Origin of the sequence: Kribbella sp. NPDC051770, assembly GCF_040681455.1 — a bacterium.
GTDB lineage: Bacteria > Actinomycetota > Actinomycetes > Propionibacteriales > Kribbellaceae > Kribbella.
Window position 1 is genome coordinate 68,349 of record NZ_JBFAYT010000017.1, and the last position, 13,659, is coordinate 82,007.

Consider the following 13,659-nt stretch of genomic DNA (forward strand, 5'->3'; position numbering starts at 1 on the left):
GGTGGGCGGGTGCGAGCTGACGCGCGGGACAACCGGGAACGGATCCTGACCGCGGCCGAACAGGTCTTCGGGCGGTCGACGGCGGCGTCGACGGACGACGTGGCGAAGCTGGCCGGGGTCGGGATCGCGACCGTGTTCCGGCACTTCCCGACCAAGGTGGAGCTGCTCGAGGCGGTGCTGACGCTGCGGCTGCAGCGGCTGCGCGACACGGCCGCCGAGCTGGCGGGCGGCAGCGACCCCGGTACGGCGTTCTTCGAGTTCTTCGACCAGGTGGTCGCCGAGGCGGGGTCCAAGCTGGCGATCGCGGAGGCGCTGGTCGCGGCCGGCAGCGCGCCGGGCGAGCACGCCCGCCAGGCCGGGCAGGAGATGCGTCAGGCCTTCGGAGAGCTGCTCGTGAAGGCTCAGCGCAGCGGGGCCGTCCGGGCCGACGCCCAGTTCCCCGAGGTGTACGCCCTGCTGGTCGGCGCCTCCCGTGGCGCGACGGCGACCGGGCTGGATCTGGAGGTCCGGGACCGCATGCTCGCAATCCTGTACGACGGGCTGCGGCAACGCCGGTGAGGCGCCGCTGGCACCGCTGGTCACGCAGGCGCCGGGTCATCACCGTCCTGCTGCTGGTCGCCCTGCTCGCGATCCCCCTACCGCTCAGCGCGTACGCCGTGTCGCTCCGGCTCCACTACACCGGCGATCCGGCGCCGCGGGCGCTCACTCGCGGCCGCGACGCCGTCTGGCTCGGCCACGCCTGGGTGGACGGACGCAAGACCACCGCTGACGTCACCGCACTGGCCGAGCGCCTCGCCACGACCGGGGTGCGAGACCTGTACGTGCACGCCGGGCCGCTGGAGCACGACGGGAGTCTGGCGGTGACAAAGGTCTCCCCCACTGCCCGCTGGTTCACCGACGCGATGGGCGAGGCGGCTCCCGGCGTACGGGTGCAGGCGTGGCTCGGCGACATCGTCCAGCCGGCCAAGAATCCGGGCATGGACCTGGAGGACCCGGCGGTCCGCGACCGGGTGACCGCGTCGTCCGCGGCGGTGCTCGACCAGGGCTTCGACGGGATCCACTTCGACTTCGAACCGGTCCACTCCGGGTCGGCGGGTTTCCTCGCCGTACTGGACCAGGTGCACCGCCTGGCCGCTGAGCGCGGCGTCCCGCTGTCGGTCGCCGCGGCCCAGATCGACCCGCTCTGGTCGCTGAACTCGGTCGCCCTGGCCGTCGCCGACGAGGGCAAGTGGTGGTCCCAGGACTACTTCGCCGAGGTCGCCCGCCGGGTCGAGCAGATCGCAGTCATGTCGTACGACACCGCGATGCCCCTGGAGTCCCTGTACGGCGGCTACGTCGCCAAGCAGACCCGCCTGGCCCTGGAGGTCACCCCCGCCCACGTCGACCTGCTGATGGGCCTCCCGGCGTACTGGGAGGACAACTTCAGCCACCGCGGCCGCGCCGAAACCGTCGAAGCCGCCGTCCGCGGCGCCCGCCTCGGCCTCGGCACCAACCCGAAACAGAACTTCGGCCTGGCGATCTACGTCGACTTCACCGCCACGGAAGCCCACTGGACGGCGTACAGGACCGGCTGGGTGAAGCCCTAGCGGGCGCGTTCCACGCGGCCTTCGTCCCAGACCGGGGTGGTCGACTCGTAGACCGAGCCGTCGGAGCCGAAGACGAGGTAGCGGTCGAAGTCGCGGGCGAACCAGCGGTCGTGGGTGACCGCGAGGACCGTGCCGTCGAAGGAGTCGAGGCCTTCCTCCAGGGCCTCGGCGGACTCGACGTCGAGGTTGTCGGTGGGTTCGTCGAGGAGGAGCAGGGTCGCGCCGGAGAGCTCCAGGAGGAGGATCTGGAAGCGGGCCTGCTGGCCGCCCGACAGGCTGTCGAAGGACTGTTCGGCGGCGTGCGCGAGCTCGTAGCGGTCGAGCTTGCGGGAGGCGAGCTCGCGGCCCATGCCGTCGCGGTGCTCGTCGCCGCGGTGCAGGATCTCCAGCAGCGTGCGGCCGGCCAGCTCCGGGTGCTCGTGGGTCTGGGCGAACCAGCCCGGGCGCACGCGGGCGCCGAGCTTGGCGTTGCCGGTGTGCGCGACCGGCGGGATCTCCACCTCGCCGACCGGCTGGTGCTCGACGTCCGGGTCGGAGCCGCCGTTGGCGAGCAACCGCAGGAAGTGCGACTTGCCGGAGCCGTTGGAGCCGAGCACCGCCACGCGTTCGCCGTACCAGACCTCGAGGTCGAAGGGCTTCATCAGCCCGGTCAGCTCCAGCCCGGTGGCCACGACGGCGCGCTTGCCGGTGCGACCGCCGGTGAGCCGCATGCTGACCTTCTGCTCGCGCGGGATCGCCTGCGGCGGCCCGGCCTCCTCGAACTTGGCCAGCCGGGTCTGCGCCGCCTTGTACCGCGACGCCAGGCCGTCGTTGTACGCCGCCTTCGTCTTGTACATCAGCACCAGCGCCTTGAGCTTCGCGTGCTCCTCGTCCCAGCGGCGGCGCAGCTCCTCCAGCCGCTCGAACCGGTGCTTGCGGGCCTCGTGGTAGGTCTTGAAGCCGCTGCCGTGCGTCCAGATCGTGTTGCCGGCGGCACCGAGCTCGACGGTGACGATCCGGGTCGCGGTGTTGGCCAGCAGCTCCCGGTCGTGGCTGATGTACAGCACGGTCTTGGTGGTCGCGTTGAGCTGCTCCTCCAGCCAGCGCTTGCCCGGTACGTCGAGGTAGTTGTCCGGCTCGTCCAGCATCAGCACCTCGTCCGGACCGCGCAGCAGCGCCTCCAGCACGAGCCGCTTCTGCTCGCCGCCGGACAGCGTCTTCACCTCACGCCAGCGGCAGTTGTCGTACGGGATGCCGAGGGCGGCCGTTGTACAGACGTCCCAGAGCACCTCCGCGTCGTACCCGCCGACCTCGCCCCAGTCCGCCACGGCCTGGGCGTAGCGCAACTGGGTCTTCTCGTCGTCGGCCTCCATCATCTTCAGCTCGGCCTGGTCGAGCGTGGCCGCGGCGTCCTGGACGGCCTGCGGCGCGACGCTCAGCAGCAGGTCGCGGACCGTCGTCTCGTCGCGCACCGAGCCGACGAACTGGCGCATCACGCCGAGCCCGCCGGAGCGCGCGATGCTGCCGCTGTGCGGTTTCAGGTCGCCGGCGATGATCTTGGTCAGCGTCGTCTTGCCGGACCCGTTCGCGCCGACCAGCGCGACCTTCGCGCCGTCGCCGACCCGGAACGTGATGTCGTCCAGCAGCACCCGCCCGTCCGGCAGCTCGAACCCGATCCCGGACACGTCCACATGACCCATGTCCCCCAGTCTGACGCGCCCGCCGCCCGGACAGCGAACGGTTATCGCCTACCAGCCGGTCAGGTGGTCCAGGTAGATGCCGCCGGACGGTCGCACCGACCCGGTCATGAACAGTTTCAGCGGCGCGGCGAACAGCCCGTACGTCGTGGTGCCGTTGAGGAATCCGGCGGTCGCGCACCCGTCGTACTGGACCCAGATCTGGCGGATCCCCTGCGCCGTGCCGAACCGCAGCACGATCGACTCCTTCGGCCGGGCCGCCTCGGGCGTGCACTTGAACACCGGCAGGTCCGGGTTCCGCTCGGGCAGCACCTTGATCGCGTCGACGATCTGCTGCGCGACCAGCCCGTCGAACCGCTGCGAACCCAGCACCACCCGCGGGCTGGGCGACAGCCGGTAGCGGCAGGCCTCGACACCTGTCACGGGTGTCGCCAGGTCGAGTCCGACGGCCGCTGCCGGACTCATGTCCCCGCGGACCATCGCCTCCGGCACCGTGCAGCCGGTGGCTGCGTCCGCCGGGGGCTGCCCGGTCGACTTGCTGTCCGGCTGGTACTCCGACGCGTTGCCGCGGTCCTCGGTACTGCCCGCGCTGTTGCTCGCCGTCTCCGTCGGCATCCCGCCGACACTCCACAGTCCGCCGCCGACCACCGCCACAGCGACCACCGCGGCCGCCGACGCCAGCAGGTTCTTCCGGCGCTGCCGCACCCGCTGCCGCGCCTCCGCCGCCATCCGGCGGCCGTGACCGCTGAAGGAGCCGTCCGCCTTGTTCTGCAACGCGTCCGCCACGGCCGGGCCGAGCTCCTGCTCCTGCTCGTCGTACTCAGGCATCGTCGGCTCCTTCCCTGGTCAGCGTCTTCTTCAGTACGGCGAGCGCCCGGTGCACGTGCGACCGGGCGGTCGCCTCGGCGCAGTGCAGCAGCGCGCCGATCTCGGCGTACGACAGCTCCTCGTAGAAGCGCAGCACCACCGCGGCCCGCTGCTTGTCGGGCAGTGTCCGGCACAGCTCCCAGACCGCCTCGGCCTGCGCCCGGTCCGCCGCACCGTCGGGGGCGGCCGAGGACCGGTCGGGCTCGGCGACCGGTGCCTCCCGGCGGCGGAACCGGCGCCACCAGGAGATGTGCGCGTTGACCACCATCCGCTTCACGTAGGCCTCGGGGTCGTCGGCCCGGCTGACCCGGCCCCAGCGCGCACAGGCCGTCGTCAGCGCGTCCTGGACGGCGTCCTCGGCCAGCGCCCGGTCACCGGTCAGCACGTAGGCGAACCGCAGCAGCGCGTCGGCGCGCTCGCCGACGAAGGTCTCGAAGTCGAGCGCGGGCGCACTGGTCACCGGTTCGGCCAAGGCTGCCTCCATGCCCTCAGGACGGCGCTCCGCCGGGATTCGTTGCAGTTGCCTTCAGAATGCGGAACCCCTTGGCGCTGGCGACCCGCTCGCAGGGGTAGCCCTGCTCGGTCAGCCAGCGCTGCAGCGAGTCGCCGCCGAGGTTCTTGCCGACCACCATCCAGGCCACTCCCCCGGGCTTGAGCCGGGCGTACCAGCGCAGCAGCATCTTGTGCAGCTCGGGTTTGCCGATGTGGATGGCCGGGTTGGACCAGAGCTCGTCGAACACCACATCGTCCGGTACGTCGTCCGGCTGCACCGCGCGGACCCGCTCGGCGACCCCGGCGGCCGCGGCGTTCAGCGTGGTGAGCTCCAGCGCCCGGTTGTTCACGTCGACCGCCCAGACCACCGCCTCCGGCAGCTCCACCGCCAGCGCGCAGGCGATCGGCCCGTAGCCGCTGCCCAGGTCGAGCACGGTCCGGGGGCCCGCGACGGGCCGGACCTCGCGCAGCAGGATCGACGTACCGGGGTCCAGCCGGTCGCGGGAGAAGACGCCACTCGCGGTGGTGAACTCGTAGTCGCGGTCCCAGATCCGGGCCTGCACAGTACGCCGTACGTCGGCCGAGGCCGGGTCCGCGGAGAAGAAGTGGTCAGCCACGCCGGTGCACCTCCCCACGGACCTGGCGGGCCAGCTGGACCCGCGCGGCCAGGTCCTCGTCCGCGGGGTAGCGCACTTCCTCCAGCGTCAGCCCGTGCGCCGGCAGTACGGCGACCGCCGAGTCCCGGACCTTCCCGGCGAGCACTGTCGCCGGCCAGTCGATCTCGCGCCGCCCGTCGCCCACCGGGATCAGCGAGCCGACCAGTGCGCGGACCATCGAGTGGCAGAACGCGTCGGCGATCACTGTGCCCTCCAGCAGGCCTGGCGCCGTACGGGTCCAGTCGTAGCGCAGCAGCGCCCGGACAGTGCTCGCGCCTTCGCGCTTCTTGCAGAACGCCGCGAAGTCGTGCTCACCGAGCAGCTGGGCCGCGGCCGCGTTCATCCGGTCGACGTCCAGCGGCCGGATCACCCGCAGCACCTCCTGGCGTCGCAGCGGGTCCCAGCCGACCGGGTCGTCGCAGATCCGGTAGACGTACCGGCGCTCCAGCGCGGCGAACCGCGCGTCGAATCCCTCGGCAGCCTCGGCGACCGCGGTCACCGACACGTCCTCGGGCAGTACGCCGTTCAGCCGGCGCAGCAGGTCGCGGCCGGTGGTCTCGACCTCCAGGTCGACGTGCGCGACCTGGCCGCGCGCGTGCACGCCGGTGTCGGTCCGGCCGGCACAGGTGACCGACGGACGCTCCGGGAGCCGCAGGACGGTACCCAGCGCCTCCTCCAGGGCTCCCTGGACGGTCCTGAGCCCGTCCTGACGGGCCCAGCCGTGGAATCCGGTTCCGTCGTACCTGAGATCGATCCGCCAACGCACAGGGCAATCTAACGCAACAGCGCCCCCACACCCTGACGGGCGTGGGGGCGCTGTGACGTACTTGGTGTTACTTGTCCTCGGTCTCGCCGGCCTTGGTGAAGCCGGCGGCCGCGGCCGCCTCCTCGGTGGCGAACCAGACCTCGGCCTCGGTCTGGTCGTACCACGGCGAGTCGGTGGTGTGGAACTTCATCGAGTTCTCGTTGCCCTTGATGTCGAAGCCCGCGGGCGCCGAGCCGTCGGCCAGCGGAGCGGCCGAACCGTCGTACTTGCCGGCCACGACGTCCTGGACCTTCTCGTCCTTGACCTCGTCCTGGACCTCGGCGTCGTCGGCCTTGGCGGCCGCCTTCTTCGCCGGGGCCTTCTTGGCGGCGGCCTTCTTCGCCGGGGCGGCGGCCTTCTTGGCCTTCGGGGAGTCGGCGAGCGCCTCGACCAGCTCGATCTTCACCATGGGGGCGTTGTCGCCCTTGCGGGGGCCGAGCTTGATGATGCGGGTGTAGCCGCCCGGACGGTCGGCGTAGCGCTCACCGAGCTCGGTGAACAGCACGTGCACGACGCTCTTGTCCTTGATCCGCTTCATCACCTGACGGCGCGAGTTCAGGTCACCGCGCTTGGCCTTGGTGATCATCGACTCGGCCAGCGGCTGCAGGCGCTTGGCCTTGGCGGCCGTGGTGGTGATCGCGCCGTGCTCGAACAGCGAGGTCGCGAGGTTGCTGAGGATCAGCTTCTCGTGCGCCGGGCTGCCGCCGAGGCGGGCTCCCTTGGTGGGGGTAGGCATTGTCCAACTCCAGAAATCTCAGGCCCGGGTGCGGACCTTGGGAACAGGCCGGGTGGCCTTCGAAAGGTCAGTACTGCTCGGTCTCGGCGAAGCTCTCGTCCTCGTCCTCGGCGTCGTCGCCGTAGGCCTCGGCAGCGGCGCGCAGGTCGAAGCCGGGGGGCGAGTCCTTCAGCGACAGGCCCATCTCGGCCAGCTTCAGCTTGACCTCGTCGATCGACTTGGAGCCGAAGTTGCGGATGTCCAGCAGGTCCTGCTCGCTGCGCGAGATCAGCTCACCCACGGTGTGGATGCCCTCGCGCTTGAGGCAGTTGTAGGACCGGACGGTCAGCTGCAGGTCCTCGACCGGCAGCGCCAGGTCGGCGGCCATCTGCTCGTCGACCGGCGACGGGCCGATGTCGATGCCCTCGGCCTCGACGTTCAGCTCGCGGGCCAGGCCGAACAGCTCGACCAGGGTCTTACCGGCCGACGCGACGGCGTCGCGGGGCAGCATCGACGGCTTCGTCTCGACGTCGACGACCAGCCGGTCGAAGTCGGTGCGCTGCTCGACACGGGTCGCCTCGACCTTGTAGGTCACCTTGAGGACCGGCGAGTAGATCGAGTCGACCGGCATCCGGCCGATCTCGGCGTCGGCGGACTTGTTCTGGATCGCCGACACGTAACCGCGGCCCCGCTCGACGACCAGCTCCATCTCGAGCCGGCCCTTCTCGTTCAGGGTGGCGATCTTCAGGTCCGGGTTGTGCACCTCGACACCGGCCGGCGGCGCGATGTCGGCGGCGGTGACGTCACCGGGGCCCTGCTTGCGCAGGTACATGGTGACCGGCTCGTCGTGCTCGGAGGAGACGACCAGGTCCTTGAGGTTCAGGATCAGCTGGGTGGCGTCTTCCTTGACACCCGCGACCGTCGAGAACTCGTGCAGCACGCCGTCGACCTTGATGCTGGTCACGGCGGCGCCCGGGATGGACGACAGCAGGGTGCGGCGGATGGAGTTGCCGAGGGTGTAGCCGAAGCCCGGCTCCAGCGGCTCGATGACGAACCGCGAGCGGTGCTCGCCGACGACCTCTTCGGTCAGGGTGGGACGCTGTGCGATGAGCACTGTTGCTACTTCCTTCTTCGTTCGCGACGACCACTATTTGAGGCCGCGAGGTGAAGAACGACCGATCCCGCCGGCGGCCCGGAGGCCGCCGGCGGGAAGCGGATCAGTTCTTCGAGTAGAGCTCGACGATCAGGTGCTCTGCGACCTGGGTGTCGATCTGTGCCCGGGTGGGCAGCTGGTGCACGAGGATCCGCAGCCGCTCGGGCAGCGCCTCGAGCCACGCCGGGACGACCCGCTCGGAGTGCGTCTCGCGGGCGATGATGAACGGCGTCATCTCGGCCGACTTGGCGCGGACGTCGATGACGTCGTGCGCCGCGACCCGGTACGACGGGATGTTCACCTTGATGCCGTTCACGGTGAAGTGACCGTGCACGACGAGCTGACGGGCCTGACGACGGGTCCGGGCCAGACCGGCGCGGTACACGACGTTGTCGAGGCGGGACTCGAGGATGATCAGCAGGTTGTCACCGGTCTTGCCAGGACGCCGCGAGGCCTCCTTGTAGTACAGGCTGAACTGCTTCTCGAGCACGCCGTAGGCGTAACGAGCCTTCTGCTTCTCACGAAGCTGGAGCAGGTACTCGCTCTCCTTGGGACGGCCGCGGCCGTGCATACCCGGCGGGTACGGACGACGCTCGAACGCCTTGTCGCCACCGACGAGGTCGACCCCGAGACGGCGCGACTTCTTGGTCATGGGTCCGGTGTAACGGGCCATTTTCGCTGCCTACCTTTCCTGGGATCAGACCCGGCGCCGCTTGGGAGGGCGGCAGCCGTTGTGGGCGGTCGGGGTGACGTCCTGGATGGTGCCGACCTCGAGGCCGACCGCACCCAGCGAACGGATCGCGGTCTCACGGCCGGAGCCGGGACCCTTCACGAACACGTCGATCTTGCGCATGCCGTGCTCCATCGCCCGGCGCCCGGCGGCCTCGGCGGCCATCTGCGCGGCGAACGGGGTCGACTTGCGCGAACCCTTGAAACCGACGGTGCCCGCGGAGGCCCACGAGATGACCGCGCCGGTCGGGTCGGTGATCGTCACGATCGTGTTGTTGAACGTGCTCTTGATGTGCGCGTGGCCGGCGGCCACGTTCTTCTTCTCCTTGCGGCGCACCTTCTTCGCGCCGGCCGCGGTGCGGCTCTTGGGAGGCATAAGTCAGTTGCTCCTGGGGTCGACGGTCATCCGGGTCACTTCTTCTTCTTGCCGGCGATCGCCTTCTTGCGACCCTTCCGGCTACGGGCGTTGGTCCGCGTGCGCTGACCACGCACCGGCAGGCCGCTGCGGTGCCGGCGACCCTGGTACGACCCGATCTCGATCTTGCGGCGGATGTCCGCGGTCACCTCGCGACGGAGGTCACCTTCGATCTTGTAGTTGCCTTCGATCCAGTCCCGGAGCTTGACCAGTTCCTCGTCGCCCAGTTCGTGGACGCGCTTGTCACCGGAGATGCCGGTGGCTTCGAGCGTCTTCAGGGCGCGAGTACGACCTACACCGAAGATGTAGGTCAGGGCGACCTCGATGCGCTTGTCGCGCGGGAGGTCGACGCCTACGAGGCGTGCCATGTGGCGGTGTTCCTTTCGTCGGCAGAGGTGTGGTGGCGCGCCGCGTCCTTGCCCGCCTCGGTGATGTTTCCTTCACCGGCAAGGCCCCGGCCTCTGTTCCGGGGGCGACGTCCAGCCTGTTGCCGTGCTGGACGAGCGTGCGCGCTGTGGTGCGACAGTGCTGTGTCGCGAGGTAGGGCTTGGATCAGCCCTGCCGCTGCTTGTGCCGCGGGTTCTCGCAGATCACCATGACCCGGCCGTGGCGGCGGATCACCTTGCACTTGTCGCAGATCTTCTTGACGCTCGGATTGACCTTCATCGAGCTTCTTTCTTCGACAGGTGGCTGTGGTTACTTGTACCGGTAGACGATCCGACCCCGGGTGAGGTCGTACGGCGACAGCTCCACGACGACCCGGTCCTCGGGGAGGATCCGGATGTAGTGCTGCCTCATCTTGCCGCTGATGTGCGCGAGCACCTTGTGCCCGTTGGACAGCTCAACACGGAACATCGCGTTCGGCAAAGCCTCGACGATGGTGCCCTCGAGTTCGATGACTCCCTCTTTTTTGGGCATGTCCTCGCACTTCTGTAGACGACGTACTGAATGATTGGTACCGCACGGTCGCGCTGCCCGGAACGAGCGTTGGGCATAACAACCAGAGGCTACAAAGAGCCAAGGAAAGAGTGTACGCCACCTACCGGTGAGAAACCCAATCGGGCCTCAGCACCGGCTGGACTCCAGCTCCGCGATGTGCTCCGCGCCCCACTGATCGAGCGGCGCCAGCGCCGTGTTCAGGGTCTCACCGAGCGGCGTCAGCGAGTACTCCACCTTCGGCGGCACCTGCCGGTAGACCTCGCGGTGCACGATCCCGCGGCTCTCCAGCTCACGCAGCTGCTGAATGAGCATCTTCTCGGTGACGCCCGAGATCGCCTTGCGCAGCTCCCCGAACCGGTGCGGTCCGTGACTGAGCGCCCACAGGATGAGCGGCTTCCACTTCCCGCCGATCACGTCGGCGGCGGCGTCCAGACCACAGGTGTACGGCTTCATACTTACCTTTCGGTGAGTACCTGACTATTTAGTCGGTACTTGCCGATTCTAAACCGTGGCGGTGAGGCTGGTGGGCATGAAGACACCCGTGACCGTTCTCGGCCTCGGCACGATGGGCACCGCCCTCGCCCGGGCCTTCACCGCCGCCGGCCACCCGACCACCGTCTGGAACCGCACCCCGGGCCGCGCGCCCGGCCTCACCGGCGTCACCCGCGCGAACACCGTCGCCGACGCCGTCAGCGCGAGCCCGCTGATCGTCGCCTGCCTGCTCGACGACGCCTCCGTCCAGGAGGCCCTGGCGCCCGCCGCCACCGAGTTCGCGGGCCGGACCCTGGTGAACCTCACCAACGGCACTCCCGCCCACGCCCGGCGTACGGCCGTCTGGGCGGCGCAGCAGGGCGCGGACTACCTGGACGGCGGCATCATGGCCGTCCCCGCGATGATCGGTGGCCCGGCCGCGTTCATCCTCTACAGCGGGTCCGAGGCCGCCTTCGAGCAGCACGCCGCAACCCTCTCGGACCTGGCCCGTCCGCAGTTCGTCGGTACCGATCCCGGCCTCGCCGCACTGCAGGACCTCGCCCTGCTGAGCGGCATGTACGGCATGTTCTCCGGAGCGGTCCACGCCCTCGCGCTGACTTCCAGCGAGAAGGTCTCCCCCACCGCGTTCGCCGAGCAGCTGCTGGTCCCCTGGCTCACCGCGATGCTCGGCAGCATCCCTGCCCTGGCGAAGGATCTGGAGCACGGCGCCGACGGCGAGGCCGGTTCCAACCTCGCGATGCAGTCGGCCGGCTTCGTCAACCTGCTCGACGCCTCCCGCGACCAGGGCGTCGACCCGGCGCTGCTCGCGCCGATGGGCGAACTACTGGCCCGCGCGGTCCGTGAAGGCCGCGGCGACGAGGACCTCGCGGCCGTCGTACGGCTGCTCAGGACTGCTGCGTAGCCGCCCACTGCTCGCCGGTCTGCCAGACGTGCTCGGGGACGAGTGCGAGCAGGTCGCAGGCTGCCTCCAGGTGCGCCAGCACCACCGACGCCTCCCGGTACGCCGGGAAGATCGCCACAAACCGGCGCCCCTCGCAGCTGAAGCCGAACGGTGGCACCTGGCCCAGTACGTCGACCGCCCGCCGGTGCAGCACCTCCAGCGCCAGGTCCTCGCGGCCGTTGAACAGGCAGTACTTCTCCGGCAGCCCGTCGACCGTCAGCTTCAGCGGCACCAGGCTGGCCGCGGCGACGGGCGCCAGCGACTCGGGCAGCAGCTGCATCGGCGGCAGCGGCCGCTCGACCTCCAGGTCCAGGAAGTCGAAGCCCAGCTGGCGGCGCCGGACCTTGTGCCGGAAGCGCCCGGCGATCAGCTCCCGGCCGCGGTGCCGGCCCGTGGTCACGTCGTACACCTCGGCGGCCGGGTCGACGTCGAACGGCGGGAACGGCCAGCGGTCGAGCAGGTCGGGATCACCGGCGCTGACCTGCCAGCCCAGCTGCCGGGCCATCTCCGACCAGCCCCGGCGCTGACGGTTCTCCGAGATCCGGAACGCCGCGGTCAGCCCGACCAGCACCAGGAACCACGCGAGCACCAGCCAGCCGACCCAGCGCGGCTCGACCAGCAGGCCCACGACGACCAGCGGGATCGCGATCAGGAACCACAGCACGTAGACCAGTGCGGAGCCCTGACGCAGCTGCCAGGCCCAGTCCGGGCGCAGCCGCGGACCCGCACCGCCCCGACCGGTCTCGCTCACCGCCGCTTTCCGAAGTGACCCATGCCCATCAGGGCCCACGGGATCAGCAGCCAGACCGGCCAGAAGTTCGGCCAGTCACCGCCGCGGGAGACGCCGATCACGAACCAGATCAGCACGTTGATCAGCACGATCCCGGTGAAGCCGCCGAGCAGGCCCTGCAGGTTGCGCTGCTGGGGCTGGTTGGCCGGCTTGCGCTCCGGAAAGCTCCCGGGCTCCGGCGCGGGCTGCGCGTTCTGCACCACGGCCGGCGTCTGGTACGTGCGCACCGGCGGCAGGTCACGGACCAGCGGCTCGAGCTCGCCGTAGGTCTGCGCGCCGTACAGGTCGTCGAGCCGCCGGGTGAACTCCGGCTGGTCCAGCCGCCCGTCCGCGAAGGCGTCCCGCAGCCGTCCGGCGATCTTGTCGCGGTCGGCCTCGGTGAAGCGCTGGTGGGGCTGGTACGAGCTGGGCATGCCCCCAGTGTGCCTCAGTGCCGGACCGCGCGGCGTCCCCCGATGGGTTGATCCGCGCGTCCACCGGACGGCTGCCCCGAAGTCTGCCCGGGCGAGCAGCTCAGTCGGCCAGCGGGCCGAACTTCACCCCGAGCTTGGCCAGCTCGGTCTCGCCGCCGTCGAGGGCGGTCAGCACCCACGGGCCCTGCGGGGTCAGCGTGAAGGTGTGCTCGGTGTGCGCGGCCGCGGTGCCGTCGTCGGTGACCACGGTCCAGTCGTCCTCGAGGGTGTGGTTGTCCTGCTTGCCCAGCGTGAGCATCGGCTCGACCGCCAGCGCCAGGCCCTCGACCAGCTTCGGGCCCTTGCCGGCCTTGCCGTAGTTCGGCACGTTCGGCGGCTGGTGCATCGCCGACCCGATCCCGTGCCCGACGAAGTCCTCGACGATCCCGTACGACGAGTTGGTGCGCACGTGCGCCTCGACCGCGGCCGAGATGTCGGTCAGCCGGCCGCCGAGCTTGGCGGCGGCGAAGCCGCGCCACATCGACTCCTCGCAGATCCGGGCCAGCTCGAGCAGCTCCTCGGACGCCGTACCGACGCCGACCGAGATCGCCGCGTCGCCGTGCCAGCCGTCGACGATCGCGCCGCAGTCGATCGAGATCAGGTCGCCGTCGGCGAGCACCCGGTCACCGGGGATGCCGTGCACGATCTCGTCGTTCACCGAGGCGCAAATCGACCCGGTGAAGCCGTGGTAGCCCAGGAAGGACGGTGTCGCGCCGGAGGAACGGATGTGGTCCTCGGCGATCGCGTCCAGCTCACCGGTGGTGATGCCGGGCTTCACCGCGGCCCGGAGCAGCTCCAGCGTCCGGCCGACCACCAGGCCGGCCTTGCGCATGGCCAGGATCTGTTCGCGGGTCTTGATCTCGATGCCGCGGTCCTTGAAGATCATTCGCTCCGTACTCCGCCTCGTGTGCAGCAAAAAGGTCCGCCCGGCGACAGAGCTGTCGCCGGGCGG

18 protein-coding genes and 2 pseudogenes are annotated in these 13,659 nt (G+C 70.2%); 3 read left to right on the forward strand and 17 right to left on the reverse strand.

The window, feature by feature from the left end; all coding sequences use genetic code 11:
- Positions 1 to 9 precede the first annotated feature (9 nt).
- Both AB0M01_RS36225 and AB0M01_RS36230 read left to right on the forward strand, forming a co-directional pair.
- A complete protein-coding gene (locus AB0M01_RS36225) occupies positions 10 to 558 on the forward strand; it encodes a helix-turn-helix domain-containing protein (protein WP_363677047.1) in 549 nt (182 codons plus the stop codon).
- Complete coding sequence (locus AB0M01_RS36230; protein WP_363677048.1) at positions 555 to 1,586, forward strand: hypothetical protein; 1,032 nt, start codon at positions 555 to 557, stop codon at positions 1,584 to 1,586. Before AB0M01_RS36225 ends, AB0M01_RS36230 begins: the two co-directional genes overlap by 4 nt.
- On the opposite strand, the gene AB0M01_RS36235 is transcribed toward AB0M01_RS36230, so the two are convergent.
- From AB0M01_RS36235 to AB0M01_RS36300, 14 genes and pseudogenes are all read right to left on the reverse strand, one after another.
- Positions 1,583 to 3,265 (reverse strand): ATP-binding cassette domain-containing protein, encoded by a 1,683-nt coding sequence (locus AB0M01_RS36235; RefSeq protein WP_363677049.1) that lies wholly within the window; start codon positions 3,263 to 3,265, stop codon positions 1,583 to 1,585. The genes AB0M01_RS36230 and AB0M01_RS36235 overlap by 4 nt on opposite strands.
- A 48-nt stretch (positions 3,266 to 3,313) precedes the next feature.
- Positions 3,314 to 4,090 carry a hypothetical protein gene (locus AB0M01_RS36240; RefSeq protein ID WP_363677050.1) on the reverse strand — a complete coding sequence of 259 codons (777 nt, stop codon included), beginning with the start codon at positions 4,088 to 4,090 and terminating at the stop codon, positions 3,314 to 3,316.
- Complete coding sequence (locus AB0M01_RS36245; protein WP_363677051.1) at positions 4,083 to 4,613, reverse strand: SigE family RNA polymerase sigma factor; 531 nt, start codon at positions 4,611 to 4,613, stop codon at positions 4,083 to 4,085. The genes AB0M01_RS36240 and AB0M01_RS36245 overlap by 8 nt, the downstream gene beginning before the upstream one ends.
- A gap of 4 nt (positions 4,614 to 4,617) precedes the next feature.
- Complete coding sequence (locus tag AB0M01_RS36250; RefSeq protein WP_363677052.1) at positions 4,618 to 5,238, reverse strand: methyltransferase; 621 nt, start codon at positions 5,236 to 5,238, stop codon at positions 4,618 to 4,620.
- Entirely contained in the window at positions 5,231 to 6,043 is an 813-nt protein-coding gene (truA, locus tag AB0M01_RS36255) for a tRNA pseudouridine(38-40) synthase TruA (RefSeq protein WP_363677053.1), read from the reverse strand. Before truA ends, AB0M01_RS36250 begins: the two co-directional genes overlap by 8 nt.
- Before the next feature lie 67 nt (positions 6,044 to 6,110).
- Positions 6,111 to 6,275 (reverse strand): annotated as a pseudogene (locus AB0M01_RS36260) (50S ribosomal protein L17); the annotation flags it as partial.
- Positions 6,276 to 6,479: 204 nt separating this feature from the next.
- A pseudogene (gene rplQ, locus AB0M01_RS36265) lies at positions 6,480 to 6,818 on the reverse strand (50S ribosomal protein L17); the annotation flags it as partial.
- Between the two features lie 67 nt (positions 6,819 to 6,885).
- The gene (locus tag AB0M01_RS36270; protein WP_012923657.1) at positions 6,886 to 7,911 is read right to left on the reverse strand and encodes a DNA-directed RNA polymerase subunit alpha; all 1,026 of its coding nucleotides are present in this window, start codon (positions 7,909 to 7,911) and stop codon (positions 6,886 to 6,888) included.
- 103 nt (positions 7,912 to 8,014) lie between these two features.
- The gene (gene rpsD / locus AB0M01_RS36275) at positions 8,015 to 8,623 is read right to left on the reverse strand and encodes a 30S ribosomal protein S4 (RefSeq protein WP_344181506.1); all 609 of its coding nucleotides are present in this window, start codon (positions 8,621 to 8,623) and stop codon (positions 8,015 to 8,017) included.
- A gap of 24 nt (positions 8,624 to 8,647) precedes the next feature.
- A complete protein-coding gene (gene rpsK, locus AB0M01_RS36280; RefSeq protein WP_012923659.1) occupies positions 8,648 to 9,055 on the reverse strand; it encodes a 30S ribosomal protein S11 in 408 nt (135 codons plus the stop codon).
- A 35-nt stretch (positions 9,056 to 9,090) separates the two neighbouring features.
- Positions 9,091 to 9,462 (reverse strand): 30S ribosomal protein S13, encoded by a 372-nt coding sequence (rpsM, locus tag AB0M01_RS36285; protein ID WP_184798729.1) that lies wholly within the window; start codon positions 9,460 to 9,462, stop codon positions 9,091 to 9,093.
- Between the two features lie 184 nt (positions 9,463 to 9,646).
- Positions 9,647 to 9,760 carry a 50S ribosomal protein L36 gene (rpmJ, locus tag AB0M01_RS36290; protein ID WP_008361054.1) on the reverse strand — a complete coding sequence of 38 codons (114 nt, stop codon included), beginning with the start codon at positions 9,758 to 9,760 and terminating at the stop codon, positions 9,647 to 9,649.
- Positions 9,761 to 9,790: 30 nt separating this feature from the next.
- Positions 9,791 to 10,012: a translation initiation factor IF-1 gene (infA, locus tag AB0M01_RS36295; protein ID WP_012923661.1), complete on the reverse strand. Its 222-nt coding sequence runs from the start codon at positions 10,010 to 10,012 to the stop codon at positions 9,791 to 9,793.
- Between the two features lie 147 nt (positions 10,013 to 10,159).
- Positions 10,160 to 10,486 (reverse strand): helix-turn-helix domain-containing protein, encoded by a 327-nt coding sequence (locus AB0M01_RS36300; RefSeq protein ID WP_363677054.1) that lies wholly within the window; start codon positions 10,484 to 10,486, stop codon positions 10,160 to 10,162.
- 76 nt (positions 10,487 to 10,562) lie between these two features.
- Between AB0M01_RS36300 and AB0M01_RS36305 the strand changes: the two genes are divergently transcribed.
- Positions 10,563 to 11,426, forward strand: coding sequence for an NAD(P)-binding domain-containing protein (locus AB0M01_RS36305; RefSeq protein WP_363677055.1), 864 nt, complete (start codon positions 10,563 to 10,565; stop codon positions 11,424 to 11,426).
- Here AB0M01_RS36305 and AB0M01_RS36310 read toward each other — a convergent pair.
- The 3 genes from AB0M01_RS36310 to map all read right to left on the reverse strand — a co-directional run bounded on the left by AB0M01_RS36310 (position 11,410) and on the right by map (position 13,593).
- On the reverse strand, positions 11,410 to 12,216 hold the full coding sequence (locus AB0M01_RS36310) for a hypothetical protein (protein ID WP_363677056.1): 807 nt from the start codon (positions 12,214 to 12,216) through the stop codon (positions 11,410 to 11,412). The genes AB0M01_RS36305 and AB0M01_RS36310 overlap by 17 nt on opposite strands.
- Positions 12,213 to 12,668 (reverse strand): DUF1707 domain-containing protein, encoded by a 456-nt coding sequence (locus AB0M01_RS36315; RefSeq protein WP_363677058.1) that lies wholly within the window; start codon positions 12,666 to 12,668, stop codon positions 12,213 to 12,215. The genes AB0M01_RS36310 and AB0M01_RS36315 overlap by 4 nt, the downstream gene beginning before the upstream one ends.
- 100 nt (positions 12,669 to 12,768) lie before the next feature.
- Positions 12,769 to 13,593, reverse strand: a complete 825-nt coding sequence (map, locus tag AB0M01_RS36320; protein ID WP_363677059.1) for a type I methionyl aminopeptidase — start codon at positions 13,591 to 13,593, stop codon at positions 12,769 to 12,771.
- Between the last annotated feature and the right edge of the window lie 66 nt (positions 13,594 to 13,659).

Excerpts from the sequence above, each read along its gene's own strand:
- AB0M01_RS36235 (WP_363677049.1), bottom strand. The coding sequence starts at position 3,265 with ATGGGTCATGTGGACGTGTCCGGGATCGGGTTCGAGCTGCCGGACGGG.
- AB0M01_RS36240 (WP_363677050.1), bottom strand. The coding sequence starts at position 4,090 with ATGCCTGAGTACGACGAGCAGGAGCAGGAGCTCGGCCCGGCCGTGGCG.
- AB0M01_RS36245 (WP_363677051.1), bottom strand. The coding sequence starts at position 4,613 with ATGGAGGCAGCCTTGGCCGAACCGGTGACCAGTGCGCCCGCGCTCGAC.
- rpsD (WP_344181506.1), bottom strand. The coding sequence starts at position 8,623 with ATGGCCCGTTACACCGGACCCATGACCAAGAAGTCGCGCCGTCTCGGG.
- rpsK (WP_012923659.1), bottom strand. The coding sequence starts at position 9,055 with ATGCCTCCCAAGAGCCGCACCGCGGCCGGCGCGAAGAAGGTGCGCCGC.
- rpsM (WP_184798729.1), bottom strand. The coding sequence starts at position 9,462 with ATGGCACGCCTCGTAGGCGTCGACCTCCCGCGCGACAAGCGCATCGAG.
- rpmJ (WP_008361054.1), bottom strand. The coding sequence starts at position 9,760 with ATGAAGGTCAATCCGAGCGTCAAGAAGATCTGCGACAAGTGCAAGGTG.
- infA (WP_012923661.1), bottom strand. The coding sequence starts at position 10,012 with ATGCCCAAAAAAGAGGGAGTCATCGAACTCGAGGGCACCATCGTCGAG.
- AB0M01_RS36300 (WP_363677054.1), bottom strand. The coding sequence starts at position 10,486 with ATGAAGCCGTACACCTGTGGTCTGGACGCCGCCGCCGACGTGATCGGC.
- AB0M01_RS36305 (WP_363677055.1), top strand. The coding sequence starts at position 10,563 with ATGAAGACACCCGTGACCGTTCTCGGCCTCGGCACGATGGGCACCGCC.
- AB0M01_RS36315 (WP_363677058.1), bottom strand. The coding sequence starts at position 12,668 with ATGCCCAGCTCGTACCAGCCCCACCAGCGCTTCACCGAGGCCGACCGC.
- map (WP_363677059.1), bottom strand. The coding sequence starts at position 13,593 with ATGATCTTCAAGGACCGCGGCATCGAGATCAAGACCCGCGAACAGATC.